23 protein-coding genes and 1 pseudogene are annotated in these 25,688 nt (G+C 72.5%); 15 read left to right on the plus strand and 9 right to left on the minus strand.

The window, feature by feature from the left end; genetic code table 11:
* Positions 1 to 350: 350 nt before the first annotated feature.
* From ACFWU6_RS17360 to ACFWU6_RS17385, 6 genes are all read left to right on the plus strand, one after another.
* On the plus strand, positions 351 to 1,703 hold the full coding sequence (locus tag ACFWU6_RS17360) for an AI-2E family transporter (RefSeq protein WP_383809360.1): 1,353 nt from the start codon (positions 351 to 353) through the stop codon (positions 1,701 to 1,703).
* 143 nt (positions 1,704 to 1,846) lie between these two features.
* Positions 1,847 to 2,620, plus strand: a complete 774-nt coding sequence (locus ACFWU6_RS17365; RefSeq protein ID WP_383809357.1) for an SDR family NAD(P)-dependent oxidoreductase — start codon at positions 1,847 to 1,849, stop codon at positions 2,618 to 2,620.
* 222 nt (positions 2,621 to 2,842) lie between these two features.
* A complete protein-coding gene (locus ACFWU6_RS17370; protein WP_383809354.1) occupies positions 2,843 to 3,280 on the plus strand; it encodes a hypothetical protein in 438 nt (145 codons plus the stop codon).
* A gap of 236 nt (positions 3,281 to 3,516) precedes the next feature.
* A complete protein-coding gene (locus ACFWU6_RS17375) occupies positions 3,517 to 3,852 on the plus strand; it encodes a hypothetical protein (RefSeq protein ID WP_383809351.1) in 336 nt (111 codons plus the stop codon).
* A gap of 118 nt (positions 3,853 to 3,970) precedes the next feature.
* Complete coding sequence (locus ACFWU6_RS17380) at positions 3,971 to 4,987, plus strand: hydroxyacid dehydrogenase (protein ID WP_383809348.1); 1,017 nt, start codon at positions 3,971 to 3,973, stop codon at positions 4,985 to 4,987.
* 509 nt (positions 4,988 to 5,496) lie between these two features.
* A complete protein-coding gene (locus ACFWU6_RS17385) occupies positions 5,497 to 6,747 on the plus strand; it encodes a Gfo/Idh/MocA family protein (protein WP_383809342.1) in 1,251 nt (416 codons plus the stop codon).
* A 78-nt stretch (positions 6,748 to 6,825) separates the two neighbouring features.
* Here the strand turns inward: ACFWU6_RS17385 and ACFWU6_RS17390 are convergent, their stop codons facing one another.
* A complete protein-coding gene (locus tag ACFWU6_RS17390) occupies positions 6,826 to 8,307 on the minus strand; it encodes a UDP-N-acetylmuramoyl-L-alanyl-D-glutamate--2,6-diaminopimelate ligase (RefSeq protein ID WP_383809339.1) in 1,482 nt (493 codons plus the stop codon).
* A gap of 119 nt (positions 8,308 to 8,426) precedes the next feature.
* The gene (locus tag ACFWU6_RS17395) at positions 8,427 to 8,576 is read right to left on the minus strand and encodes a hypothetical protein (RefSeq protein ID WP_383809336.1); all 150 of its coding nucleotides are present in this window, start codon (positions 8,574 to 8,576) and stop codon (positions 8,427 to 8,429) included.
* A 218-nt stretch (positions 8,577 to 8,794) separates the two neighbouring features.
* Here ACFWU6_RS17395 and ACFWU6_RS17400 point away from each other — a divergent pair, with 218 nt between their 5' ends.
* Positions 8,795 to 8,992: a hypothetical protein gene (locus ACFWU6_RS17400; protein ID WP_383981765.1), complete on the plus strand. Its 198-nt coding sequence runs from the start codon at positions 8,795 to 8,797 to the stop codon at positions 8,990 to 8,992.
* A 224-nt stretch (positions 8,993 to 9,216) separates the two neighbouring features.
* Here the strand turns inward: ACFWU6_RS17400 and ACFWU6_RS17405 are convergent, their stop codons facing one another.
* A complete protein-coding gene (locus ACFWU6_RS17405) occupies positions 9,217 to 9,630 on the minus strand; it encodes a MerR family transcriptional regulator (RefSeq protein ID WP_383805147.1) in 414 nt (137 codons plus the stop codon).
* A gap of 400 nt (positions 9,631 to 10,030) precedes the next feature.
* Between ACFWU6_RS17405 and ACFWU6_RS17410 the strand changes: the two genes are divergently transcribed.
* A complete protein-coding gene (locus ACFWU6_RS17410) occupies positions 10,031 to 11,536 on the plus strand; it encodes a SulP family inorganic anion transporter (RefSeq protein ID WP_383805146.1) in 1,506 nt (501 codons plus the stop codon).
* A gap of 160 nt (positions 11,537 to 11,696) precedes the next feature.
* Here ACFWU6_RS17410 and ACFWU6_RS17415 read toward each other — a convergent pair whose 3' ends face one another.
* The 3 genes from ACFWU6_RS17415 to ACFWU6_RS17425 are packed head-to-tail and all read right to left on the minus strand — an operon-like array spanning position 11,697 to position 15,894.
* Positions 11,697 to 12,245, minus strand: coding sequence for a hypothetical protein (locus tag ACFWU6_RS17415; protein WP_383981767.1), 549 nt, complete (start codon positions 12,243 to 12,245; stop codon positions 11,697 to 11,699).
* Positions 12,242 to 14,728, minus strand: coding sequence for a tyrosine-type recombinase/integrase (locus ACFWU6_RS17420; protein ID WP_383981769.1), 2,487 nt, complete (start codon positions 14,726 to 14,728; stop codon positions 12,242 to 12,244). Before ACFWU6_RS17420 ends, ACFWU6_RS17415 begins: the two co-directional genes overlap by 4 nt.
* Positions 14,725 to 15,894: a tyrosine-type recombinase/integrase gene (locus ACFWU6_RS17425; protein ID WP_383981771.1), complete on the minus strand. Its 1,170-nt coding sequence runs from the start codon at positions 15,892 to 15,894 to the stop codon at positions 14,725 to 14,727. Before ACFWU6_RS17425 ends, ACFWU6_RS17420 begins: the two co-directional genes overlap by 4 nt.
* Positions 15,895 to 15,972: 78 nt before the next feature.
* Here ACFWU6_RS17425 and ACFWU6_RS17430 point away from each other — a divergent pair, with 78 nt between their 5' ends.
* Positions 15,973 to 16,812 carry an aldo/keto reductase family oxidoreductase gene (locus ACFWU6_RS17430; RefSeq protein WP_383981773.1) on the plus strand — a complete coding sequence of 280 codons (840 nt, stop codon included), beginning with the start codon at positions 15,973 to 15,975 and terminating at the stop codon, positions 16,810 to 16,812.
* 185 nt (positions 16,813 to 16,997) lie between these two features.
* Positions 16,998 to 17,528, plus strand: coding sequence for a 2'-5' RNA ligase family protein (locus tag ACFWU6_RS17435; RefSeq protein ID WP_383809330.1), 531 nt, complete (start codon positions 16,998 to 17,000; stop codon positions 17,526 to 17,528).
* Positions 17,529 to 17,605: 77 nt separating this feature from the next.
* On the opposite strand, the gene ACFWU6_RS17440 is transcribed toward ACFWU6_RS17435, so the two are convergent.
* Entirely contained in the window at positions 17,606 to 18,415 is an 810-nt protein-coding gene (locus ACFWU6_RS17440) for a CAP domain-containing protein (protein ID WP_383809327.1), read from the minus strand.
* A gap of 686 nt (positions 18,416 to 19,101) precedes the next feature.
* On the minus strand, positions 19,102 to 19,506 hold the full coding sequence (locus ACFWU6_RS17445; RefSeq protein ID WP_383809324.1) for a DUF5997 family protein: 405 nt from the start codon (positions 19,504 to 19,506) through the stop codon (positions 19,102 to 19,104).
* 58 nt (positions 19,507 to 19,564) lie between these two features.
* On the opposite strand from ACFWU6_RS17445, the gene ACFWU6_RS17450 reads away from it, so the two are divergent.
* A complete protein-coding gene (locus tag ACFWU6_RS17450) occupies positions 19,565 to 20,398 on the plus strand; it encodes a LysR substrate-binding domain-containing protein (RefSeq protein WP_383981775.1) in 834 nt (277 codons plus the stop codon).
* Here ACFWU6_RS17450 and ACFWU6_RS17455 read toward each other — a convergent pair.
* Positions 20,395 to 20,685 (minus strand): hypothetical protein, encoded by a 291-nt coding sequence (locus ACFWU6_RS17455; protein ID WP_383809318.1) that lies wholly within the window; start codon positions 20,683 to 20,685, stop codon positions 20,395 to 20,397. The two genes, ACFWU6_RS17450 and ACFWU6_RS17455, sit on opposite strands and share 4 nt — an antisense overlap.
* A 168-nt stretch (positions 20,686 to 20,853) precedes the next feature.
* Between ACFWU6_RS17455 and ACFWU6_RS17460 the strand changes: the two are divergent.
* The 4 genes and pseudogenes from ACFWU6_RS17460 to ACFWU6_RS17475 form a co-directional block, all read left to right on the plus strand.
* Positions 20,854 to 21,786: pseudogene (locus tag ACFWU6_RS17460) on the plus strand (TerC family protein); the annotation flags it as partial.
* Between the two features lie 558 nt (positions 21,787 to 22,344).
* Positions 22,345 to 23,085, plus strand: coding sequence for a ribonuclease H (locus tag ACFWU6_RS17465; protein WP_383809315.1), 741 nt, complete (start codon positions 22,345 to 22,347; stop codon positions 23,083 to 23,085).
* Between the two features lie 159 nt (positions 23,086 to 23,244).
* Complete coding sequence (locus ACFWU6_RS17470; protein ID WP_383809313.1) at positions 23,245 to 23,796, plus strand: PadR family transcriptional regulator; 552 nt, start codon at positions 23,245 to 23,247, stop codon at positions 23,794 to 23,796.
* Between the two features lie 76 nt (positions 23,797 to 23,872).
* Positions 23,873 to 25,597 (plus strand): acyl-CoA dehydrogenase family protein, encoded by a 1,725-nt coding sequence (locus ACFWU6_RS17475; RefSeq protein ID WP_383981777.1) that lies wholly within the window; start codon positions 23,873 to 23,875, stop codon positions 25,595 to 25,597.
* The last annotated feature ends 91 nt before the right edge of the window (positions 25,598 to 25,688 follow it).

Genomic DNA, 25,688 nt, shown 5'->3' on the forward strand with positions numbered 1-25,688 from the left:
CGAGGTGCCGCCGCCGGTCGGCGGACCGACAGGGCGGACACAAGGACGGACGGCTGGCTCCACCGACGCCGGGCAGGCACCCGGGGTGTGCGCGGATCGAGCCGGCCCGGGGCGTGGCCGAGCGTGCCACGGGAAGGCGGTCCCCATGAATCAGGCGTGGATACACCTGGCGGTCATGGCCACGGCTCTGGTGGTCCTGTTCCACAGCCTCGGCCGGAGCAGCGGCAGCTGATCCGCCGACCGGGCGGCTCGCGCACCCCCGCGCCCGGGTCCAACGCGGAAGCCTCCGCAGGCATGCGACACATGCCCGTTCCGACACGCAGTCTGCAACAAGAAGAAGGAATTCCGCGGTGAACCCACAGAGATCGCTCGGCCCGCGCGGTTGGCTCGGCCGCGCCAAGCAGGGCGTCGCCGGCTTCAGTGAGCGCCGCGCCCGCCTCCAGGCCCGTGAGGAGGCGGAGTACGCCGGGGCGTGGGACGACGCCCTCCACATCGAGGAGCGGCGCTCGGACCGCATCGCGGCCCGCGACGCCGCGGCGGCGGTGCCGTGGGGCATGCGCGTCGCCGCGGAGGCGGGCTGGCGGTTCCTGGTGCTCGCCGCCACCCTCTGGGTGCTGATGCGGGTCATCGGGTCGGTGCGGCTGGTGGTCCTCTCCTTCGCCGTCGCCCTGCTGATCACCGCACTGCTCCACCCGACGGTCACGCGGCTCCAGCGGCGCGGCCTGCCCAGAGGACTGGCCACCGCGCTCACCGCGGCCTTCGGCTTCGTCGTCCTGGGACTGGCCGGATGGTTCGTGGTCTGGCAGGTTCTGGACAATCTCGACACCCTCTCCGGACGGGTGCAGGAGGGCATCGGCGAGCTGAAGCAGTGGCTCGTCGACAGCCCGCTGCACGTGACGGAGGGGCAGATCAACGACATCGCCGACCGGCTGAGCGACAGCATCGGCACGAGCACGAGCGAGATCACCTCCACCGGTCTGCAGGGCGTGACCGTCCTGGTCGAGGTCCTCACCGGCCTGCTGCTGGCCATGTTCTCCACGCTCTTCCTGCTCTACGACGGCGAGCGCATCTGGCAGTGGACGCTCAAGCTGGTCCCGGCCGCCGCCCGGCCGGGCATGGCGGGAGCCGGGCCGCGTGCCTGGCGTACCCTCACGGCCTACGTCCGGGGCACCGTGATCGTCGCCCTGATCGACGCCGTCTTCATCGGTGTGGGCATCTACTTCCTCGGCGTCCCGCTGGCCGTCCCCATCGCCGTCGTGATCTTCCTCGCGTCCTTCGTGCCGCTCGTCGGCGCGGTCGCCTCGGGCGCGCTCGCGGTGGTCGTCGCCCTCGTCACCCAGGGGGTGTTCACCGCCCTCATCGCCTTGGTGATCGTCCTCGTGGTGCAGCAGATCGAAGGGCACGTACTGCAGCCGTTCATCCTCGGCCGCGCCGTGCGGGTCCACCCGCTGGCCGTCGTCCTCGCGGTGGCCACGGGCGGGCTCGTCGCGGGCATCGGCGGCGCGGTCGTGGCCGTCCCCCTCGTCGCCGTCGGCAACACCGTGGTCGGCTACCTCCGCGCACGCGTCTGTGCCGGACCGGTGGAGACGGAGCCCTCGGCGCCCGTTGAGGCGCCCGCCGCGGCGGCTGCTGTCGACGCCGCCGCCGCGCAGGCCGCCGAGGACCGGCAACCCCAGACCGCCGGCGAGGGGACGGAGCGCTGACGGGTCCGGGCCGGCGGCACCGTCACCGGTGTTTGAGCGGTGATTCCGCGCCAAGTCGCCCTGCGCGCAAGGGAAGTGGCCCGGGTCGAGGGAGACTTGAAAGGCCGTCACGGGGAGCGAGCACGGTGCTACCCTCACGCCACATGACGACGGGTGGCGGGTCTCTCGAGGGAATATCGGCGCTGATCACGGGTGCCAGCATGGGTATCGGCGCTGCTGCCGCCGAGGTGTTCTGCCGGGAGGGCGCCGCCGTCACCCTGGTCGCGCGCCGGGAGCCCGAACTGGCCAAACTGACCGCCCAGCTCACGGCGTCGGGACATCGGGCGCAGTACGTCGTCGCCGATGTGACCCGGTCCGATGACATGGCCCGCGCGGTCGCCGTCGCGGTCGCCGGCTTCGGGGGCCTCGACGCCGCCTTCAACAACGCGGGTGTCGCCGCCCTGCCGCAGCCGATGCACCTCATGGAGGACGAGGTGTACGACACGGTCATGGACACCAACGTCCGCGGCGTGTGGAACTGCATGCGGCACGAACTGGCCGCGATGCTGGAGCGGGGTGGCGGCGCCATCGTCAACAACAGCAGCACGGCGGGGCTCGTGGCGACCATCGCGGGCTCCCCGTACATCGCCGCCAAGCACGCGGTGATCGGCCTGACGAAAGCGGCGGCCAACGAGTACGCGGACCGGGGCATCCGCGTCAACGCCCTGGCGACCGGCGCCACGCGCAGCGAGATGATCTCCGGCTGGCTGGCGGAGGACCACCCCGCCAGGGAGGATGCTATGGCGCGCAAGGCGATGCTCCAGCGCCTCGCGAGCCCCCGCGAGATCGCCGAGGTCGCCGCATGGCTGTGCAGCGCGCGCTCCTCGTACGTCGTGGGGGCCACGGTCCCGGTGGACGGCGGCAGGCTCGCCCGCTGAACGGACCGGCCGCCGCACCGACCGGGCGGTACGGCCGAGGGCCGCACTCCGCGCCCTTGAGGGACGGGTGCGGGCAGCGGGGCGCGAGGCCGCCCCGACCCCGACGGCGTGAGGCCGCCCGACCCCGAAGCCGTGAGGCCTCCCGACCCCGACTTCGACGGGCTCCGTGACCGGCACTAGAGTCCGGTATTTGTTCGAATCGAAGGCAAGCGGGGGAGTGGGATGAGCGCGAAACTGCGGGAGACCGCGGACGAGTTGGCGGACGTGCTGTGGCGGGAGCACACCGTCTACCGGGACCGGGCGGGCGGTGTCGTCATCCGGGGGGAGCACGTCGGACGCTGGATCAGCCTGTCCACCGGCGCAGGCCGTGACGAGGTGCTGCTGCGCGCCGGCCGGATACTCGACGGCGGCACGACCGCGCCGGCCCGCACCGAGGCGGTCGCCAGTCTCTCCGCGGACACGGGCGAGCTGGCCGCGGTCTGCCGCCGGCTGCTGGCCGAGACCGCCCCCGGACCGGCCCGCCCGGCACCCGCAGGCAGCCGGCGGCCCCGGCGGACCCGCCGCGAAGGCCGGCACACGGGCCCGGGCTCCTGGCTGGTCGTGGTCTGCGTGGTCGGCGTCATCGGCCTCTACGTCGCGGGCCGGGCCGGACTGCTCTGACGGCTCCCGGGGCCGGACCGCTTCGCGGCTCGCGCGCCGGGCGGACCGCAACCCGCCTGGTCCCCGCGGGTTGCGGGCACCGGGCTGCCTCCGGGAGCATTCCCATGGGGAGCACGGCCCCGGGGCGGGACGACCCGTACGGCGGCGGCCACCGCACGCCGTGCGCCGGCCCCCGGCCCCGGCCGGGTCCGGAACGGACCACGTACCCAGGAGGAGCGGATGCGCGGAGGCCCGGCGTGCTGAGGCGCACGCAGCGGGGCGTGACGGCGGTGGTGACGGGCCTCGCCCTGGCCCCGGTGGTCGTGGCCGTGTACGTGGGGCCGATGTGGACCGGACCGCTCCTCGCCGCCGTCGTCGCGGCCGTCCTGTGCGGCTGGCCCGCCACCCGCCGCAGCAGCCTGTGGCCGCAGCCCCGCGGAGGGCGCGCCCGGGGCCGGGGCAGTTGCGCCCGCGGCGGCACGCGCCCTCCCGCTCGGAAGGGCCGCACCGAGCTCCCGCTGAACCCGTCGGCCGGCGGACCGGCGTCATACCCGGTCGTCCGCCGACGGTACCGGGACGTACGGCGCCCCTGAGGATACAGCCCACAGATCGTTTCGAGCGAATAGATCTATATGATTGTTCGGATCTTGACGATCGGAATCCCGGCTCCCTAGAGTCGGCGCGGCCCCACTCAGCCGCAAGGAGCCCCAGATGCCCGGTCGCCGCCCGCGCACCCTGTTCGCGATGGCCCCCGAACTCCTTCCCCGCCTCCTGGACGACACCACCTCGCACCGTCTGCGCGCGGTGGCCGACTTCGATCCGCAGGCCGTCGCCGACGACTTCGGCAGACCGAAGGCCGCTGCGGCCCTCGCCGAGGCCGAGGTCCTGCTCACCTTCTGGGGCGCCCCCGCCCTCGACGCCCGCGTGCTCGCGGCCGCACCCCGCCTCAGGGCGGTCGTGCACGCCGCCGGTTCCGTCAAGCAGCTGATCACCGGCGCCTGCTGGGACCGCGGGATCGCCGTCTCCTCCGCCGCCGTGGCCAACGCCCTGCCCGTCGCCGAGTACACCGTGGCCATGGTCCTGCTCTCCAACAAGCGGGTGATGCAGCTCAGGGAGGAGTACCGCACCGTCCGGGGCCGGGCCCACGACTGGCACCTGCGGTACGGCCACGCGGGCAACTACCGCCGGACGGTCGGCGTCATCGGGGCCTCGCGGATCGGCCGCCGGGTGATCGAGCTCCTGCGCCCGTACGACCTCGAACTCGTGCTGTACGACCCGTACGTGACGGACGCCGCGGCCGCGTCGCTCGGTGCGCGCCGCGCCGGTCTGGACGAGTTGTGCACGGTCTCGGACGCGGTCACCCTGCACGCGCCGGACCTCCCGGAGACGCGGGCGATGATCGACCGGGGGCGGCTCGCGCTGATGCGCGACGGCGCCACCCTGATCAACACGGCGCGCGGCGCGCTGGTCGACGGGGCCGCGCTCACCCGCGAGTTGGTCGCCGGGCGGCTCCAGGCGGTCATCGACGTGACCGAGCCGGAGGTCCTGCCCGCCGACTCCCCGCTGTACGACCTGCCCAACGTGCTGCTCACCCCGCACATCGCGGGATCGCTCGGCAACGAACTCCACCGGATGGCCGACTCCGCGATCGCGGAGATCGGCCGGTACGCCGCCGGGGCGCCGTTCGCCCACCCGGTGCGCCGCGAGGACCTCGACCGGATGGCCTGACGACCCGGCGGCCCGCCGCCGTCCGCGCCCGGCGGGGAGGATGCCGGAGACCGAGAGGGGCAGGTCGGGCCAGAGCGACCCGGCGGCGGCCATCGCGGCGCGGTGTTCACGGGCCTGGGCGCCGAGCAGGGCCGGCTTCTCGGCGAAGGGCGCGGCCGCCGGGTCGAATCCACTGCCGAGGAGCATCCCGCGCCACCTGGCGCGCAGGGAGTCGTACGCGTCGTCCGCGGCCCGCGCCGCGGCCGGGGGGACGGTCGTGAGGAGGGCTGCGCTGCCGGAGAGCGGGAGGAACGAACGGCGGGACCACCTGGTGGACATGGAGCCTCCAGAGCTGGGCGCGGGCCGGCTCCCCGGACGGCCGACCAGCCCGTGGCGTAGGGGTACGAGGGTATCGATCGTTCGCTCGCGATGACCATTCCGGCCGTCTGTGCGGGACCGCTCCCGCCGGAGCCCCCGGAGGGGGAGCATGGAGCGACAGCGCGGAATCCAAGGGTCGGAAAGCGGGTCACATGTCCTCAGTGGTCACCCTTGCCGTGGTCGGTGCCGGCGACCGGGGCACCGTGCACGCGGGCTGGGCCCTCGCACACCCGGAACGGGCCGCGGTGGTGGCGGTCGCGGAACCGCGCGGGGCGCGCCGGGCCCGACTGGCCGCCGCCCACGGTCTGGAGCCCGGGGCCGCCGTGGCCGACTGGCGGGACCTCGCCGCGCGGGGCCGGATCGCCGACGCCGTGCTGATCTGCACCCTGGACCGCGAACACCTGGAGCCGGTCCTGGCGTTCGCCGCCCTCGGCTACCACATCATGCTGGAGAAGCCCATGGCGCTGGACGAAGCCGAGTGCCGGCGGATCGTCGCGGCCGTGGAGCGGGCCGGGGTGATCCTCTCGGTCGGCCACGTCCTGCGCTACACCCCCTACACGCAAGAGCTGAAGCGGATCCTCGACTCGGGGCGGCTGGGGGACGTCGTCAGCGTCCAGCACCTGGAACCGGTGGGGTTCTGGCACCACGCCCACTCGTTCGTACGGGGCAACTGGCGCCGGGAGGACCAGGCGACGTCCATGCTGATGGCGAAGTCCTGCCACGACCTGGACTGGCTCCAGTACCTGCTCGGCCGTCCGCCGCGCCGGGTCTCCAGCTTCGGTCGCCTCTCCCACTTCCGCCCCGAGCACCGGCCGCCGGGCGCCGCGGACCGCTGCCTGGACTGCGCCGTCGAGGCCGGCTGCCCGTACTCGGCCACGCGCGAGTACGGCGACCGGCTGGCCGGCGGCCGGCACGGCTGGCCGCTCCGCGTGGTGATCGACGAGTTCACCCCCGAGGCCCTCGAAGGCGCCCTGCGGGACGGCCCGTACGGCCGGTGCGTGTACGCCTGCGACAACGACGTGGTCGACCACCAGGTGGTCGCCATGGAGTTCGACTCCGGGGCGACGGCCACCTTCACCATGACGGCCTTCACCGAGCACACGGACCGCCGGACCCACGTCTTCGGGACCAGGGGGGAACTGCGGGGCGACGGGGCCCGGCTGCGGATCTACGACTTCCTGTCCCGCACCGAGGAGACCGTCGACCCCGCGTCCGGGGACTCGGCGGGTGCCGACGGCGGGCACGGCGGCGGTGACGGCGCTCTCATGGACGCCTTCGTGGCCGCCGTCGCCACGGGCGACCCGGCCCTCGTGAAGTCCGGTCCCGGGGAATCCCTGACCAGCCATCTGACCGTCCTGGCCGCAGAGCGGGCCAGGCGCAACGGCACCGTGGAGCGCGTGTGACCGCGGCGCACCACCCTCGCCCCGCGGGCGGGCCGCGCGGCGCGGCCCCCGGCCGGGGGCCCGCTGCGGCAAGCCCCGTCAGGGCTGGGCCAGTTCGCGCACCGTCGCCATGTCGCTGAAGGGCAGCAGCTCCTCACCGATGATCTGGTGCGGCTCACTGCCCTTGCCGGCGATCAGGACGGTGTCCTCGGGGCCCGCCGCGGAGAGGGCGAAGGCGATCGCCTCGCGGCGGTCGGCGTAGCGCCGGAAGGGGGTGCCCGTCTCCACCAGGCCGGGGGCGACCTGGTCCAGGATGGCCTCGGGGTCCTCGTTGCGGGGATTGTCCGAGGTCAGCACGCAGAGGTCGGAGTGGGTTCCGGCGATCCGGCCCATCTCGGCACGCTTGGTGGTGTCCCGGTCCCCGCCGCAGCCGAAGACCGTGACGACCCGGCCGCGGGAGAAGCCGCGGATGGTGGCCAGGACCTTGTCCAGGGAGTCCGGCGAGTGGGCGTAGTCGACGATCACGGAGGTGCCCAGCGGGGTCAGGAAGCGCTCCAGCCGCCCCGGGACCGGCGGCATCCGGTCCAGTGCGTCGACCAGCGGGCCCAGCTCGTGCCCCAGCACGTGGCAGGCCGCCACCGTGGCCAGCGCGTTGGCCACCGAGAACCGGCCGGGGACGGGGATCGACGCCGGGTACGCGCGTCCGCCGTGGTGGAGGGTGAAGCGCGTGCCCGAGGCGCTCACCACGAGGTCAGTGGCACGGTAGTCCGCCGGAGAGTCCAGGGCATACGTGGTCACCGCACCCGGCATCATCGACACGATCCCCGCACCCACCGGGTCGTCCGCGTTGACCACCGCGCGCCGGCACAGGCCCTGGAAGAGCCGCAGCTTGGCGTCCCGGTAGGACGCCATCGTCCCGTGGTCGTCCAGGTGGTCCTGCGTCAGGTTCGTGAACACCCCGACGTCGATGAACGTACGGTCCACCCGGTGCGTCAGCAGTGCCATCGAGGTCGCCTCCAGCACCACCGCCGGGCACCCGCGGTCGCGCATGTGGCCGAGCAGGTACTGGAGGTCGGGGGACTCGGGGGTGGTCAGCACCGAGCGGGGCATCGGGATCGGCTCGTCGCCGATCCTGCTCCCGGCGGTCCCGATGACCCCCACCGAGGAGCCCTCCGCGATCCGCAGGACGGACTCGACCATGTACGACACGGAGGTCTTCCCGTTGGTGCCGGTGATGGCCACCATGTCCATCTGCCGCCCCGGCTCGCCGAAGTACCGGGAGGTCACCACGGCGGCGGCGGTCCGTGTGTCGGGCACCCGCACGGCGCAGGTGCCCGGCGGCCACACCGCGGCGGGCAGGGCGGGTTCACCGCCGTCGACGAGCACGGCCGCGGCCCCCCGGGCCAGGGCCGGGGAGACCGCGCCTGGGCCGCCCTCCCGGTGTCCGGGTACGGCGATGAAGAGCGAGCCCGGCACCACCCGGTCGGCGTCGAAGGTGGTGCCCGCGGTGATCAGCGCCGTGTCCGGATCACCCTGGAGGACGTGGTGCTCCTGCCCGGCCAGCAATTCGCTCAGCTTCACGATGTTCCCTTCAAGGGGGCCAGGCCCGGGGCATGCGGCCGTGGCCGTGCGGCAGCGCCGGCGGCGTGCCGGGAAGCTGCTGTGGTGATGTGGAGCGGAGGAGGCGCGGGCGCTCAGCGCTAGCCGTGGCCGTGCAGGACGGTACGGCGGATCTCGGGCGCAGTGGACACCGCGCCGGCCGGGTCGACGACGGTCGGAACCCCGACGGCCGGGCGCGTCCCGGAGGAGGCCTGCTGCAGGCACTGCCTCGAGGAACGTGTGCGACCCATGGGCCGAGTGTACGGCCCACGGGTCCGCCCCGAGCCCACACGGAAGCCGGGCCGGGCGTGCACGGAGGCGAGCCGGGCGCAGGGGGGAGCCCGGCCGGCGCGCACGGGGGAGCCGGGCCGCGGCGCACGGGGGAGCCCGGCCGGGCCCGCGCCGGGCCGCGCCCCCGCGCCGGGCTGCGCCCCCGCGGCCTTCGCCGGACAGCCCTTAGGGTGAGCGCGTGACGGCGAACACGAGTGTAAATGCGGCCCGGGCGGGCGACCGGGTGCTCTACGGATGCATGGGTCTCGGCGGGAGCTGGGAGCCCGGCCCGTACGAGCCGGCCGACATCGACGCGGCGGAGGCGGCGATCGAGGCGGCCCTGGACAGCGGGATCACCGCCTTCGACCACTGCCTTTCTGTTGGGCTGGCTGCGTAAGTGTGTGTCGGCGAATCGGTGTCCCAACTGGCCAGTGGCCCCCTCGGACTGGCGGATCGATGTGCGACAGATGTCGCATAGGGCCTCTCGGTAGCCCCCCGCAGGCCCCGGTGGCCGGGCCCGGAGAACTTGCTCGCGGAGGTGGGAAAGCTCCAGCAGGTGCGGCGGCTGGAGCTGTCGGCAGGCCTGTTCGTGGACGTGTCGGTGAAGCTGGTGGACGCGTTTCAGCGGCGGACAGCGTGAACGCTCTGCTCCAGGCGGGCACCCAGGGTGGCGGCGAAGTCCTCGGCGCGGGCCAGCTGGACGCGGAGCTTGTCGACCTGCTCGGTGGCGGCCTGCTCGTACTCCCGCACACGCTTCAGCAGGGTCTCGCGCTCGCCGGTGTCGAGGCCGGGGTCGTTGTCGAGGCGGTCGGTGGCCTCCAGCAGGTCGCGCATCTGGTCGAGGGTGAAGCCGAGCGGCTTCATGCGGCGGATGACCATGAGGCGGGCGACGTCGGTCTCGGTGTAGAGGCGGAAGCCGCCCTGGGAGCGGGCGGACGGGGTGACCAGGCCGGTCTCCTCGTAGTGCCGGATGGTGCGCAGGGACAGTTCCGTCCGCGCGGCGACTTCGCCGATCTGCATGTGCTTGTCGTCCACGCCGGTGGTCCTGGCCCTTCTCGTCGTGGCAGGCAGCGTTCAGCACTGCCCTACCGATCTCTACTCTAACGTTAGGGTAGAGTTCCTGATGGCGAGGGCGGCCTGCGCTGCCCCGCATGGCCGTGTCGGGGCCGATGGCGCCCCCGGCGGAGATCCGATTCTTGCAGGAGAGAGCGTGCGCGAGCCCATGACGCCGATCGCCGCCGCCTGCCCGCCGTGACGCTTCGCCTCCAGGCGTGAGCCCGGCCGCGCGCCCGCGCAGGCTCCGCTCCGCCTCCCTTCCACTTCCGGCCCGCTCCTGGCGGGCCGTCCGCGGAGTGCCGGTCCGGCCCCTCCGCGTTCTCCCGCCCGCCCCAACCTGCCCGTGGGGTGTGCCCGAGCACGACAGGTACCCGATCCCTTGTCTTCTGCTTCCCTGACGTCCCCGGCCGCGCGGCTGCGTGGCCTGCGCCCCGACTGGCTGAATAACCCGAAGGTCTGGCGCACCGAGGTGCTGGCCGGCCTGGTCGTCGCGCTCGCGCTGATCCCGGAGGCGATCTCGTTCTCGATCATCGCCGGGGTCGACCCGGCGGTCGGCCTGTTCGCCTCGTTCACCATGGCCGTGGTCATTTCAATCGTCGGCGGACGCCGGGCGATGATCTCCGCCGCCACCGGCGCCGTCGCCCTCGTGATCGCCCCGCTGAACCGGGAGCACGGCTTCGGTTACCTGGTCGCGGCGGTCATCCTGGCCGGCGTCATCCAGGTCGCGCTCGGCGCGCTGGGGGTGGCGAAGCTGATGAGGTTCGTGCCGCGCTCGGTGATGGTCGGCTTCGTCAACGCCCTCGCCATCCTGATCTTCATGGCTCAGGTCCCCGAAATGCACGACGTTCCGTGGGCCGTGTACCCGCTGATCATCGGCGGCCTCGCGCTGATGGTGTTCTTCCCGAAGGTCACCACGGTGATCCCGGCGCCGCTGGTCTCCATCGTCATCCTGACCGTCATCACCGTCGCCGCCGCGATCGCCGTGCCGACCGTCGGCGACAAGGGCGCCCTGCCGTCCTCGCTTCCGGTGCCCGGCCTGCCGGACGTGCCGTTCACGATGGACACCCTGACCACCATCGCCCCCTACGCCTTCGCGATGGCGCTGGTCGGCCTGATGGAGTCCCTGATGACGGCCAAGCTGGTCGACGAGATCACCGACACCCACTCCTCCAAGACCCGCGAATCGGTCGGACAGGGCATCGCCAACATCGTCACCGGCTTCTTCGGCGGCATGGGCGGCTGCGCCATGATCGGCCAGACGATGATCAACGTGAAGGTGTCCAGAGCCCGCACCCGCCTGTCGACCTTCCTGGCCGGCGTGTTCCTGATGGTGCTGTGCATCGTCTTCGGCCCGGTCGTCTCCGACATCCCCATGGCCGCCCTGGTCGCCGTCATGGTCATGGTGTCCTTCGCGACGTTCGACTGGCACTCCATCGCCCCCAAGACATTGAAGCGGATGCCGGCCGGTGAGATCGCCGTCATGGTCATCACCGTGATCTGCGTGGTCGCCACCGACAACCTCGCCATCGGCGTCGTCGTCGGCTCCGTCACCGCGATGGTCATCTTCGCCAAGCGCGTCGCCCACCTCGCCAACGTCACCCCGGTCACCGACCCCGACGGCAGCACGGTGGTGTACTCCGTGACCGGCGAGCTGTTCTTCGCCTCCTCCAACGACCTCGTCGGCCAGTTCAACTACGCCACCGACCCCGACAAGGTCGTCATCGACCTGTCCGCCGCCCACATCTGGGACGCCTCCTCGGTCGCCGCGCTCGACGCCATCGAGACCAAGTACGCCCAACGCGGCAAGACCGTCGAGATCATCGGCCTGAACGACCCAAGCGCTGACCTCCACGGCAAACTCACCGGCGAACTCACCAGCCACTGACGCTCGCCGCGTGCAACCCGAAGGACCCCGGCTGCCATCCGGGGTCCTTCGCCGTGTGCCAGCTGGAGGTGCACGGAGCCGAGAGCGACGGCAGCCGGAAATGCGTCGCCAACGGCCAGCAGACCCCTGATCCACATGGACAGGACCCCGGCTAGGCAGGTCAGCGATGCCGCTGAGGGCGGTTGTTGAGCTGGTTCATCAATTCGCGGTTGGTTGCCCGAGCGGCCACCAGGTCCTCGTCGCGTTCAACGAGCTGCGCTGCAAGATCGGCTACCTGTTGTTCGAGATGGGCGATCCTCTTCTGAAGGGCGTCGATGTCGGTGGGGGCTCCAAGCCCGGTGGCGCGCCAGGCGTCCTGGCCGAGCGCGTGGGACAGCCGTCGTTCGAGTTGGACAATGTGCTGGGCCTGGCGGGTGCTGCGGTCGGTGAGGTTGGAGAGGTCGGCCAGAAGCGACCGCCAGCTGACCATGGGGCCCGTGGAGCCCTCCTGCGGCTGCGCGGCACGCGTCAGGACAGCGGCGTGGAGATCGCTGTGTCGGTAGATCAGGCTGCGGTGCACGTTGGCCAGCCGTGCGACGGCGGAGACAGTGATCGTCAGGCCGTCGCGGGTCAGGTCGTCGAGGGCGGCCAGGACGCGGCGGCGTCTGCGGGCCGAGTCGTCGGCGCGCGCTTTCGCGAGCTGATCCGCCGGTAGCGGACGACGATTCACTGGTCACGTCCGATCCGGATGTCGCCCGCTGCGGGCCGTACGGTCGGCATCCCGAGCTGGACCGTGCGGGATTTGCGCAGGATCGCGGTGGCCCGGCGGATCTCCTCGCGGTCCTCCGCGGTGAGGGCGTCCAGGTTGTTCTCGACCCGGCGGATCAGGCTCCGCAGGCGGGTGATCTCCTCCTCGGAGGGGGTCGCCTCCGCGCGGGCCCAGTCGTCGAGCTCACCGGCGGCGGCCAGGCGTTCCCGGTCACGGAGCAGGGTGTCGAGGTAGGCCCGAAGGTCCGGCAGGTAGGACGGGTCGGTGCGGAAGTGGTCACAGCCCAGGCAGCGGAACCTGAACGGGCAGGCGTGCCCGCCGGCCTTGACGTTGCTGGGCTCGGCGCAGATCCCGAAGGGAACGGCGACCTGCCCAACGCGCATCCGGGCATGTTCGTGGTCCAGCAGCGCCTTGGCCTGGTCCCACAGCCGCCCTCCGTGCCGGTCGAACTGGAGGGTGACCAGACGGTCGACCGCTCGGCGGGTGCGTTTCTCCGTCACCCGGTAGTAGGTCTGCGTGGTGCCCAGAGTCTTGTGACCCATGAGCTCCCGCAGCACGTCCACCGGCGTTCCGGCGTCGGCGTGCCGCTGCGCGTAGCTGTGCCGGTAGCAATAGAGGGTGATCCGCGACTTGTCGAACTCCTCACCCACGACGGTCAGCAGGGCGGGCATGGTCCGCACCCATTCGCGGTGGAGCTGGCTGAGGAACATCGACCGGTAGGGGTTGGTGCCGTCCGGGTTGAAGTTCGGGTTCGGGAACAGGGCGAGCCGGCCGGTTGGGGTCTGCGGGAAGCGGGCGCGCACGCGGTCTCGCTGTTCGCGGATCAGCGCGGCGGTGGTGTCCGGGATCGGCAGCCGGCATCGGAGCCGGTTGTTCTTGAAGTCCGTGTAGACCAGGACGTGCTTGCCATCCTCGTCGGTCTCCAGGCAGTCCCAGGGGAGCTTCTGCACTTCGTCCGGGCGGCGGCCGGTGTCGATGAGGATCTCGACCGCGATTCTGGCGTGTCGGCCCCCGGCGGGAACGCCGAGCCGGCCGTTGCGGCGGCTGGTCTCCAGCGAGTCGAGCCGCTCGCACAGCTTGGTCAGGATCTCGCGGGGCAGAGCCCTGCCGCCGCCCTCGACCTGGGGAGGGCTGGGGATGTCGCCCTTGCGGAAGGAGAAGTCGTCCGGCAGCCCGGCCAGCATCTGGGCCGGCCGGGTCAGGCCCATCTCGCGAATCTCCCGGAGGAAGCGGGCGCACCAGCGGCAGATCGTCACCCGCAGGTTCGCGCTGACCTGCCCGGTTCGCTCCAGGTAGGCCAGGCGTTGCTGGAACACCTCGATGTCGGAGCGCCGCAGCGGCTCGGGTACATGGCCGTGGTCCTCGCGGTTGATGTTCAGGCTGTCGGAGAGGCGTTCCAGGCAGACGACCATGCTCATGAGCGAGTTGGGGATGTTGCGGCCGTAGCGGCGGGGGATCGCGTCCATGACCCACGCCTTGGCCGCTCGCCGCAGCCACTCCTGGTGCAGGCCGGTGAAGTTCATGGTGCGGCCCCGTCCCAGCCCGAATACTTCCGCGTCCCAGACGTCCTTGAGCTGTTCCAGCTCCGGGGTGGCCAGCCCCACACGGATGTCGCAGGTCATGATCTTCCAGATCCCCGCCAGGCGGGTGTTCCGCTCGACCACCAGCCGGCTCAGGCTACTGACCTGCTGGGCGAGGGCGGTGTCGCACAGGAGCTTGAACGCGTTGTGCAGCAGGCGCACGTGCCGGTCCAGCCGTTGCTGGGTCCCGAAGAGGATTTCGGCAACGACCAGATCCGGCAGGCCCCGAAAGCTGATCAAGGTGCCGTCGCGCACCGAGGCCGTGGTGCGGCGCCACAAGTCGGCATCGATGCCCGGGTCCTTCCTGCGGGCTTCGTTCCAGCTCCACCGATGCCCCGAGCAGAACCCGCCCTGGTAGCCCTTGCTCTGCCGGTGGCAGGCCACCACGCCGCACGGCTCCAGCGCCGGCTTCGGCTTCACACGCGGATCGACGACGAACTCCTCGATCGATCCGATGCCGAGGCGGTACTTCTGCTCCATGTGACTGAGGCAGACGGGCGTGTCGTACGACCTCCACACCCGTGCGCAGCCGGGCACCGTGCAGGCCCCGTCCGTGCCCGTGAAGATCCGCACCGCAGTAGCCAGGAAATCCTCCAGCGGCTCGCCGCCGGCCAGCCACCGCTTTCGGCAGGTGGGACACAACGGAGCGCCGCCGGCGATGTGCGCGGGCGAGACGCAGTTCCGCACGACGCAGGACCGGTAGCCGATCAGAGGGTGATCGGGCGACGGCCGCGCGATCCGCAGTTCCTCGTCCCAGCCCAGCCCCGCCAGGAAATCCGGACGCACCAGCGAGAACAGCCGCTCGGCCTGCGCCGGATCCCGTCCGCTGTCCGCAGGCGGTGCCAGCGCGAGCTCCCCGTTCACCGACGCACCTCCTCGATGAGCGAACCCACGCGCTCGACCGCGGCCCGCAGTCGCTGCGGCGAGGGGTGGAGATAGACCTGGGTGCTGATCACCGAGGCGTGGCCCAGGAGCTGCTGCACCTCGTCAATGGCTCCGCCGGCCTCGACCACGTTGGTGGCGAAGGCGTGCCGCAGGGCGTGCGGATGGACGACCCGTTCCAGCCCGGCCCGCTCCGACAACCGCACGAGCAACTCGTTGACTGCGCCGGGCTTCATCGGCGCACCGACCGGTGGCCGGGCCAGGTTCACCAGCACCACGTCGCCCAGTACTGCCTCCGCACACCTCGCACGCTCGACCGCGTACTGATCGAACGCCTGCACCAGCAGGAAGTCCACCGGCACCGCCCGAGACCGCCGCGACTTTGCCCACGCACCCGAGCCGTTGTCCCGGCGCACCACGTGCAGGTGCGAACCCGGCACCGCGCACCCCAGATGCCGGGCATCGACGAGGAAGTGGATGTCCTCGCGACGCAGCCCCGCCGCTTCCCCGCGGCGTAGCCCGGCCCGTGCCATGAGCAGCACGATCAGCCGATCCCGTGCTGTCCGACAGGCCCGTAACAGAGCCAGCACCTCCTCGTCGCTGGCACGGTCAACCGGCTCGTCCGGCACCGCCGCCCGGTGCCGGGCCCTGGCGTAGTAGCCGGGCCTGACCGCCTCACCCCGAACCTCGACAGGAAGGCCACGATCATCAGCCACGTCGTAGAGCATGCCCAGCACCGCCGTCGGGGCGTTTCCCACGGCCACCTGGTGCTTGAGGAACTCCCGTACCGCGGCCAAGACCGTGTTCACCCGACGCGGGCCCCGCACCGGCCGGCATCCCGGACCGGCGACCACGGTGCCGCCGTCCAACCGAGCATGCCGAAGCCAGAGCATGAACGATCCGAGCCGGCCGGCGCACTCCCGCCAGTCCCGGCCGGAGTGAGCACACCAGGTCAGGAACAACTTCATCGCGCCCGCGTACGTCGCGGTCGTCGTTTCGGCCTGGTCCCGGCCGAAACGCACGTGCCGCAGGAACTCGTCCACCTCGGCGACCGGGACCAGCTCGTCCTCGTTCAGCACCGTCCAGTACCGGTCCCCCGAAGGCATCCGCACCAAAAAGGGCCGCAGCCGCAGCTGCCTGTTCTCCATCACGGCCGCATCTCAGCAACAACTGCGACGTCCGCGACACCGGTTCGGGAACTGTCGGGCACAGGTTCACCGCCCGGAGTGACACGACAGTGCACGACACCTACTGGAACCCAAGGGAACGCCGACATCTACCGCCACGGCAAGGCCGAGGCGGTGTTCGGCGAGGTGCTCGCGCGGACGCCGGGGCTGAGGGAGCGGATCACCCTGCAGACCAAGTGCGGCATCCGCTTAGGCGGCGAGGACGGCCCCGGCCGGTACGACCTGCGGGGCGCGAGCATCGCCCGGCGCGTGGAAGAGAGCCTGACGCGGCTGCGCACCGATGTGATCGACGTGCTGCTGCTGCACCGCCCCGACCCCCTCGCGGACCCGGACGAGACCGCCGCCGCGCTGACGTCCTTGCACGCGCAGGGCCTCGTACGCGCCTTCGGGGTGTCCAACATGGGTGCCCCGCAGATCGCCTCCCTCCAGGCGCGGCTCGACGTACCGCTGGTCGCCAACCAGCTGGAGATGAGCCTGCACAGCCGCGACTGGGTCGAGGCCGGGGTCCTGCTCAACACCCCCGCGTACGCCTCGAACGGCTTCCCCTTCGGCACGCTGGAGCACTGCCGGGACCACGGCATCCGCCTCCAGGCCTGGGGCGCGCTGGCGCAGGGGCGGTACACCGGCCGGCAGAGCACGCCCGCCGAACACGCCACCGCGGAGCTGCTCGCCGCGCTCGCCCGCAAGAAGGACACGACCCCCGAGACGGTCCTGCTGTGGTGGCTCGCCCGCCACCCCGCGGGCATCGCGCCGGTCATCGGCACCGCCCGCCCCGACCGCATCCGGGCCTGCCGTGACGCCGCCCTGCGCGAGCCCGACCTCACCCACGAGGAGTGGTACGAGCTCTGGATCACCGCCCGGGCCCTCTCGCTCCCCTGACCGCCCGCCGGCCCGGGGGCCCCGAACGGACCGGCCGGAGATGCACCGCCGCCGCGGCGCCGGCCGGCACCGCGGACCGGGGGAGCGGACGCGGGGGAGCGGGCCCGGGGGCGACTCCGGCTCGGTACTGTTCGCCACGGCGGTGGCCGCCGCCGTGACACTCGACGCGAACGGCAGGTGGGCGGATGAGCTCCCAGACGTTTCAGGCCGGCCAGACGGGCCTCATCGTGCAGGTCCCGGAGGCCGAACCGGCCGTCCGCGCGTGGCGCGAACGGGTCGACCCGTCGGCGCAGGACGGGGTGCCGGCCCACGTCACCGTGCTGTTCCCCTTCCTCGACGCGAGCCGTGTCGACGAGGGGGTCGTCGCCGCCCTCGCGGAGGTGTTGGGCGGACACCGCGCCTTCGACCTGCGTTTCGAGAGGTGCGGACGGCTCCCCGACGTGCTCTACCTCGTCCCCGAACCGGACGCGCCGCTGCGCCGCCTCACCGAGGCCGTCGCCGCCCGATGGCCGGAAGCCCCGCCGTACGAGGGCAGGTTCACCGAGGTCATCCCCCACCTGACCATCGCCCAGGGGCAAGAGGACGAGGTCACACGGGAGATCGAGGCCGGAGTGCTCGACCTGCTGCCGCTCACTTCCCGCGTCTCGTCGGTCCGGCTCATGGCCTACGACGGCACGGCGTGGCGCGACCGCGCGACGTTCCCCCTGGCGGACTAGGTCCTGACGCAGGACGGGGTGCGGGCCACAACGGGCGGAAGGCCCGCCGCCGGAGGCGGGGGCCGTCCGCCGCTGGGTCAGCGCGCCGCGCCGAAGTTCTGGGTCCAGTACTGGCCGGGCTGGGCGAGGCCGATGCCGATCTCCTTGTAGGAGCAGTCGAGTATGTTCCGCTTGTGGCCGGGGCTGTTCATCCAGCCCTCCATGACCTTCGCGGCGCTGCCGTATCCGTAGGCGACGTTCTCGCCGTAGGTCCTCCACTGGTAGCCCGCCCGGGTGATGCGCGCACCCGGGTCGGAACCGTCGGAGCCGGTGTGGGACATGTTGCCGTGCGCGGCCATGTCCGCGCTGTGGTCCTGCGCGGCCTTCGTGAGCTTCGCGTTGACGGTGAGGGCCGGACACCCGGCGGCGGCCCGCTCCTGGTTGACGAGCGCGAGGACCTCGGCCTGGGCGCCGGAGGGAGCCGCGGGGTCCGCCGCGGGCCGGGGGGCCCTCGTCGGCCCGGCGCCTGCGGAGGGCTCCGCCGAGGGCTTCACCGGCCGCGGGGCGGGCGGGGTGGGTTCGGCCACCGGCCGCTCGGGCTTGACGGGCTCCACGGGCGGCTGGGAGGCCGGCTGCGCCACGGGCTCCGCCGGCGCCGCCGGGAGGGTGCCGGGGGCGGCGGGAGCGCCCGCCTGCGCCGGGGCCTCCACGGGCGCCTGCGGGGGCCGCGCGTCGCGGGGAGCGCCCTGCCAGGGGCGGCTGTCCTGCCGGGCGGCCGCGGCCCGTATCGGCCCGGTGTCCTGCGTGTCCCAGCAGGCCATGGCCGCGGTGGGCACGCCCACGATGGCCAGGACTCCGACGGCGACGACCGTCTTGCGGTGGTGCGTCTTCTTACGGTGCTTCTTCATACGTGACCTCACTCGGTGATCGCGAAGCTCCCGGCGCCGGACCGCGGGGGCGCCGGGAACCGCCATTCTTGGAAGCCCGGCAAAGGCCTGGCAAGCCCGGACTCCCGCGCGGCGCAGCAGCTCCGGCCCCGGGCTTGAAACGCCCGTGAGCTCGTGCATGGCCGTACCGGAACCCCGTCGGGGACCACCTGACACGCTGCTAGAACCACCTCCGGTCAGCGCGGTTGGGACGGGCGGGGCTGGAGCCTCCGATTCCGATTCCGGCGGAGTGAGGCATGTCCTTGCCAAAAGGGTGCAAACAGCGAAATGTCGGCAGCCGCTGATGGTGATGCGACCCCCCGTCCCCGCGGAGGGCGCCGTGACACATGTCACTGATTGCGGGGCGAACCGCGGGAGGGGGCGACCGGCGCCGGCGCTGCCCGGTGCACCTTCCCTGGCACGGCGCCGGGCCGCCTCCAGCGGGACAGCCCGACCGGGATGGGCGGGGACAGGGCGCGGAGGAAGCCCGGGGCGTCGAAGAGCGCGCCGCCGGAGGCGCGTCGGTGCACGGCCGGGCGCGTACCCGCCGTACGGCGCCCCGTGGAGCGCGGCGGGGCCGGAAACGGAAGAGAGGGGCGGCCGGAGCTTGTGAAAGCTCCGACCGCCCCTCCGGGCATGCTGCGCGCCCCGGTCCTCCCGGCGGAAGGTCAGGCGTCCTGCCCGCCGGCCTTGGCGGCGCGCTCCGCGTTCTTCTCCTTGATGCGGACCGCTTCCTTGCGGACGTCCGCCTGAGTGGCGCGTTCCTTCGCCAGCCACTCCGGGCCCTCGGCCTTCAGGGCCTCGATCTGCTCGGTGGTGAGGGCCTCGGTGACCCCGCCGCGGGCGAGTCCGGCGATGGACACGCCCAGCTTGGCGGCGACCACCGGCCGGGGGTGCGGGCCGTTGCGCCGCAGGTCCTGCAGCCACTGGGGCGGGTCGGACTGCAGCGCACTCAGCTCGGTGCGCGAGACGACACCCTCCTGGAACTCTGCGGGGGTGGCCTCGAGGTACACGCCCAGCTTCTTCGCCGCGGTCGCGGGCTTCATCGTCTGGGGGCTCTGGTGCGACGTCATGGTGTCAAGGGTATCGAGCGTGTGCGCTACCTCTGACCACGCCGGGTAATCTGGCGGGGTGACAGGCTCGGAAGTACCCCAATCGTTCCGGCTCGCCTACGTCCCGGGCGTGACACCCACGAAGTGGGTCCGGATCTGGAACGAGCGGCTGGCCGACGTCCCGCTGACCCTGGTCGCGGTGACCGTCGACGAGGCCTTCGGCGTGCTGCGGGCCGGTGGCGCCGACGCGGGCTTCGTGCGGCTGCCCGTGGACGGCGCGGACCTGAGCGCCATCCCCCTCTACACCGAGACCACGGTCGTCGTGATCCCCAAGGACCACGTCATCGCCGCGGTCGAGCAGGTGTCCGCGGGGGACCTGGCCGACGAGCTGGTGCTGCACCCCCTGGACGACACCCTGGGCTGGGAGGCCCCGCCCGGCCGCCCCGCGATCGAGCGCCCCGCCACCACCGAGGACGCCGTCGAGCTGGTGGCCGCGGGCGTGGGCGTCCTGGTCGTCCCGCAGTCGCTCGCCCGCCTGTACCACCGCCGTGACCTCACCTACCGGCCGGTCTCGGACGTCCCCGAGTCGCGGGTCGCGCTGTCGTGGCCGCAGGACGAGACCACCGACCTGGTGGAGGAGTTCATCGGGATCGTCCGGGGGCGGACCGTCAACAGCACGCGCGGCCGGCCGCCGACGCCGCCGCAGCCGAAGGGCAAGCGGGCCGAGACCGGCGGCGCCCAGCGCAAGGCCGCGGGCGGCCGGTCCGCGGGGGGCGGCAAGGCCGCGGGCGGGAAGGCGGCGGCCGGCCGGTCAGGGAAGCCCGGCAAGAACCCGCGCGGCGGCTCCGCGGGCGCGGGTGGCTCCAAGGGCGCCAAGGGCGGCGCCAAGCGGGGCAAGCCCCGCGGCCGTTAGCGAGATCCGGGGGCCGTCCGGGGCCCGCCCGTCAGGTCGGCCCGGCCCTGCGATCCGTCGGACGTCATCACCACCGCGATGTGACCGCAGGCGTACTGCCGCCGGCGCGGGAGCAGGGGGCGCACCGCCCCGCACCGCCCGTCGGCGCGGAGCAGCCACGTCACGTCGGCGGTGCCGATCCGGACGGCGATGCGCGCGAGCACGTACGGCCCCGGAGCCTCACCCTCGGCGGGGCCGAGACCCGGAAGGCGCGCGGCGCCCTGCGGCACTCCGAGAGACGGCTTCACCGATCGACGCGCCCGCGCCGGCCGTGCGGGCCGGGCGGCCGACGGCGTTTGCCCAGGCGCTGCTCTGAGTGCCCAGGCGCTGCTCCGAGTGCCCGGGGGAGCGTGGTGCCGCACACTGCGGTATAGGGGCCGGCGCATTTCGCGCGGGCCATGGCGAGGGTGTTCGGCGTGCTTGAGGTCCCGCTCTGGTTGTGGGGGGCGTTCGCCGCGACGGTGGTGGTGTCGCTGGCGGTGGACCTGCTGGCCCACCGCACCGCGCACGTCATCGGCTTCAAGGAGGCCGCCGCCTGGAGCGCCGTGTGGGTGAGCCTCGCCCTGGTGTTCGGCGCCGTCGTCTTTCTCGTCCTCGGCACCACGGCGGGAACGGAGTACACCACCGCATGGCTGCTGGAGAAGAGCCTGTCGGTCGACAACCTGTTCGTCTTCGCCGTGATCTTCGCCTACTTCAAGGTCCCCCGCGCCTACCAGCACCGCGTGCTGTTCTTCGGCGTCATGGGCGCCCTCGTCTTCCGCGGCATCTTCCTCTCCCTCGGCGTGGCCGTCGTCAGCCGCTTCACCGCCGTGCTGTTCGTCTTCGCCGCCATCCTCTTCTACAGCACCTACAAGCTCCTCAAGGACGACGGCGACAGCTTCGACCCGGGCAAGAGCTTCACCGTCCGACTGCTCCGCAAGATCATCCCGGTCCGGGACGAGTACGCGGGCACGAAGTTCTTCGTCAAGGAGGCCGGCAAGCTGATGGCGACCCCGCTGCTCGCGGTGATCGCCGCCATCGAGGCCGCCGACCTGATCTTCGCCGTGGACAGCGTGCCCGCGGTCCTCGCGGTGAGCGACGACGCCTTCATCGTCTACACCAGCAACGCCTTCGCCATCCTCGGCCTGCGGGCCCTCTACTTCATGCTCGCAGGGCTCCTGGACCGCTTCCACTACCTGAACAAGGGGCTGGCGATCATCCTCGCCTTCATCGGGGTCAAGCTCATCCTCCAGGCATCCCACAAGATGATCAGCCCCGGGATTCCCGAAATCCCCTCGCCGGTCAGCCTCGCGGTCATCGTCACCGTCCTGACGGCTTCTGTGGTGCTCAGCCTCCGAAAGCCGGCCCCGGCAGGCGCCCCGGACCTGGCTGACGAACGCGGGGACGCCCCCGCGGGCCCCGCCCGCCCGCCATCGGGAGGGGATGAGGGTCCAGCACTTCCCGAACCGCCAGTACAGGCATATCGTAAAAATATGGTCAAAATGACGCGTGAGGTCGACACGTACGTGTGTCCGGCCTGCAAGCAGCCCGTGCCGGCCACAGCCCACCGGCACAAGACACTCGGGGTCTTCGTTCCCGTACGGGGGCCCGGCGCATGCCAGAACCGGGACTGCCCCGACTACCGGTTGGACCCCCTGCGCAAGCGGGGACCGCTGTGAGCGGTGACGTCGGCCGGGGGCGCAGGCCCTGACCTCGACACCGCCTCGGTGGGGCGGCGGCGACACCCTCAGTACGGAGCTGGGCCAGGACGGCCGTGATCTCGATCGGCCCCGTGCCCGGGCGACGGCGCCGACGTACGGCTGGGCGTACCGACCGGAGGGAAGCAGCGGCAACCACCCCGGCCCGGACGCCGTCCGGGCCCCTGCGCACGGCGTCCGAACGGAGCGCGCATGGGGCATGATCGGGGGATGTCTGAACGCATCATCGCCGCCTGTGACGGAGCGGCCAAGGGAAACCCGGGGCCCGCCGCATGGGGCTGGGTCATCGCCGACGCAGCGGGCCGACCGGAGCGCTGGGAGGCCGGACCCCTCGGGCGGGCCACGAACAACGTCGGGGAACTGACCGCCCTCCAGCGCCTCTTGGAGGCCCTCGACCCGGGCACCTCCGTGGAGGTGCGGATGGACTCCCAGTACGCCATGAAGGCTGTGACCCAGTGGCTCCCGGCCTGGAAGCGCAACGGGTGGAAGACGTCCTCCGGCGGGCCCGTCGCCAACCGCGAGCTCGTCGAGGGCATCGACCTGCTGCTCGCGGAGCGCGACGTGACGTTCCGGTACGTCCCGGCGCACCGTGAGGACGGGGACCACCTCAACGCGATCGCCGACCAGGCCGCGAGCGACGCGGCCGTCTCCCAGCAGGCCGCCGGCACCGCCCTGGGCGATGCCGACATGCCGCAGCCCGCCCCGGCCCGCAGCGCGCCCTCCCGCAGCGCGCCCTCCCGCGGCGCTGCCACCCGCGGCACGTCGGGTGCCGCGCCGCGCAAGACGTCCGGCGCCGCGTCGGCGGGCCGCGGACAGCGCACCATCAAGGCCAAGTTCCCGGGGACCTGCCCCTGCGGCACGACGTACGCGGCCGGTGACCCGATCGCCAACACCGGCAAGCGCTGGGGCCACCCGGACTGCGCCGCCACCGCAGCCGCGGCGCCCGAGTAGGCCCCGCGACCCGTCGCCCCCGCCGCATCCCTCGCCCGCCGCCCCGCACCCCGCCCCGCCGTCCCGGCGGACCGCGCCCGCCGCCGCGTCCGCGTGAGCCGTGTCTCACCGGACCGGTGGCGCTTGTCTGTGCAACGAGTTGCATAGAAGGATCGGGGCATGGCGATTGAGCACGCGATCCTCGTCTCCCTGCTGGAGAAGCCGGGCTCCGGCTACGAGCTGGCCCGGCGGTTCGACCTGTCCATCGGCTACTTCTGGACGGCCACCCACCAGCAGATCTACCGCGTGCTCAAGCGGATGGAGGGCGACGGCTGGATCGACGTCCGCGAAGTGCCGCAGGAGGCGCGGCCGGACAAGAAGGAGTACTCCGTCGCCGACGCCGGCCGGGCCGCCCTCGCGGCCTGGCTGCACGAGCCCATCCGGCCCGACAGCGTCCGTCACGAACTCGCCGTGAAGATCCGCGGCGCGGCCTTCGACGACCCGGCCGCGCTGATCCCCGAGGTCGAGCGCCACCACCGGGCACACGCCGACCGGCTCACGCACTACCTCGCGGGCGAGCTGCGCGACTTCACCGGCCCGGACGCCCCTGAGGCCGACGCCGGCCGGGAGCTCCAGCACGTCGTGCTCCGTGGCGGCATCGCCTACGAGCGGATGACGCTCGCCTGGCTCCAGGACGTCCTCACCACGCTCCGCCGGCTCGCCGCAGGCTGAGCCGGACCCCGCACGCTGAGCCGAACCCTCCCCTCAGCCCTCACCTCCCGGTCCCCGATCCGAAAGGCGAACCCCCATGACCGACCCGCTGCTCTTCAACCCGCGCACCTACGACCCCGCCCACTTCGACCCCGAGACCCGGCGGCTGCTGCGCGCCACGGTGGACTGGTTCGAGGACCGCGGCAAGCGCAGGCTCATCGAGGACTACCGCACCCGCGCCTGGCTGGCGGACTTCCTGGCCTTCTCCGCGAAGGAGGGCCTCTTCGCGACCTTCCTGACCCCGGCCGCGGCCGCGGGCCCGGACGAGTCGGACAAGCGCTGGGACACCGCGCGGATCGCCGCCCTCAACGAGATCTTCGGCTTCTACGGCCTGGACTACTGGTACGCCTGGCAGGTCACCATCCTCGGCCTCGGCCCGGTCTGGCAGAGCGACAACGCCGCCGCCCGCGGCCGCGCCGCAGAACTCCTCTCGGAGGGCGAGGTCTTCGCCTTCGGCCTGTCCGAGAAGACCCACGGCGCCGACATCTACTCCACCGACATGCTGCTGGAACCCGCCGCCGACGGCGGCTTCCGGGCCACCGGCTCCAAGTACTACATCGGCAACGGCAACGCCGCCGGGCTCGTCTCCGTCTTCGGCCGCCGCACCGACGTCGAGGGCCCCGACGGGTACGTCTTCTTCGCCGCCGACAGCCGCCACCCGGCGTACCGGCTGGTGCAGAACGTCGTCGACTCCTCCAAGTACGTCAGCGAGTTCCGCCTGGAGGACTACCCGGTCGGCGCGGACGACGTCCTGCACACCGGCCGCGCCGCCTTCGACGCCGCCCTCAACACCGTCAACGTCGGCAAGTTCAACCTCTGCACGGCGTCGATCGGCATCTGCGAGCACGCGATGTACGAGGCCGTCACCCACGCGCAGAACCGCGTCCTCTACGGCCGCCCCGTCACCGCCTTCCCGCACGTGCGCCGCGAGCTGGCCGACGCCTACGTCCGCCTCGTCGGGATGAAGCTGTTCAGCGACCGCGCCGTCGACTACTTCCGCTCCGCCGGCCCCGACGACCGCCGGTACCTCCTGTTCAACCCGATGACCAAGATGAAGGTGACCACGGAGGGCGAGAAGGTCATCGACCTCATGTGGGACGTCATCGCGGCCAAGGGCTTCGAGAAGGACACCTACTTCGCCCAGGCCGCCGTCGAGATCCGCGGCCTGCCGAAGCTGGAGGGCACGGTCCACGTCAACCTGGCCCTGATCCTCAAGTTCATGCGCAACCACCTGCTGGACCCGGCCCCGTACGCACCCGTCCCGACCCGCCTCGACGCGGCCGACGACGCCTTCCTCTTCCGCCAGGGCCCGGCCCGGGGCCTGGGCTCCGTACGCTTCCACGACTGGCGCCCCGCCTTCGACGCGTACGCCGCGCTCCCCAACGTCTCCCGCTTCCGCGAGCAGGCCGACGCCCTGTGCGCGTTCGTCACGACCGCCGCCCCCGACGAGGAGCAGAGCCGCGACCTCGACCTCCTCCTGGCCGTCGGCCAGCTGTTCGCCCTGGTCGTCCACGGCCAGCTGATCCTGGAGCAGGCGCGTCTGACGGACCTGGACGAGGACGTGCTGGACGAGCTGTTCGCCGTCCTCGTACGGGACTTCTCCGCGCACGCGGTCGAACTGCACGGCAAGGACTCCGCCACCGCGGACCAGCAGACCTGGGCGCTCGGCGCCGTCCGCCGCCCGGTCGTCGACGCCGAACGCTCGGCGCGCGTCTGGGCCCGGGTGGAGGCCCTGGCCGGGTCGTACGAGATGGCGCCCTAGGGCCTGTGTGATGTTGTGATCATTGGGCGGTCTTGAGCAGGTCGTCGATCCAGATCATTGCGGCGCGGAGGTGGAGGCCGGCGAGGTAGCT

The sequence above is a fragment of the Streptomyces sp. NPDC058674 genome (assembly GCF_042716505.1).
GTDB lineage: Bacteria > Actinomycetota > Actinomycetes > Streptomycetales > Streptomycetaceae > Streptomyces.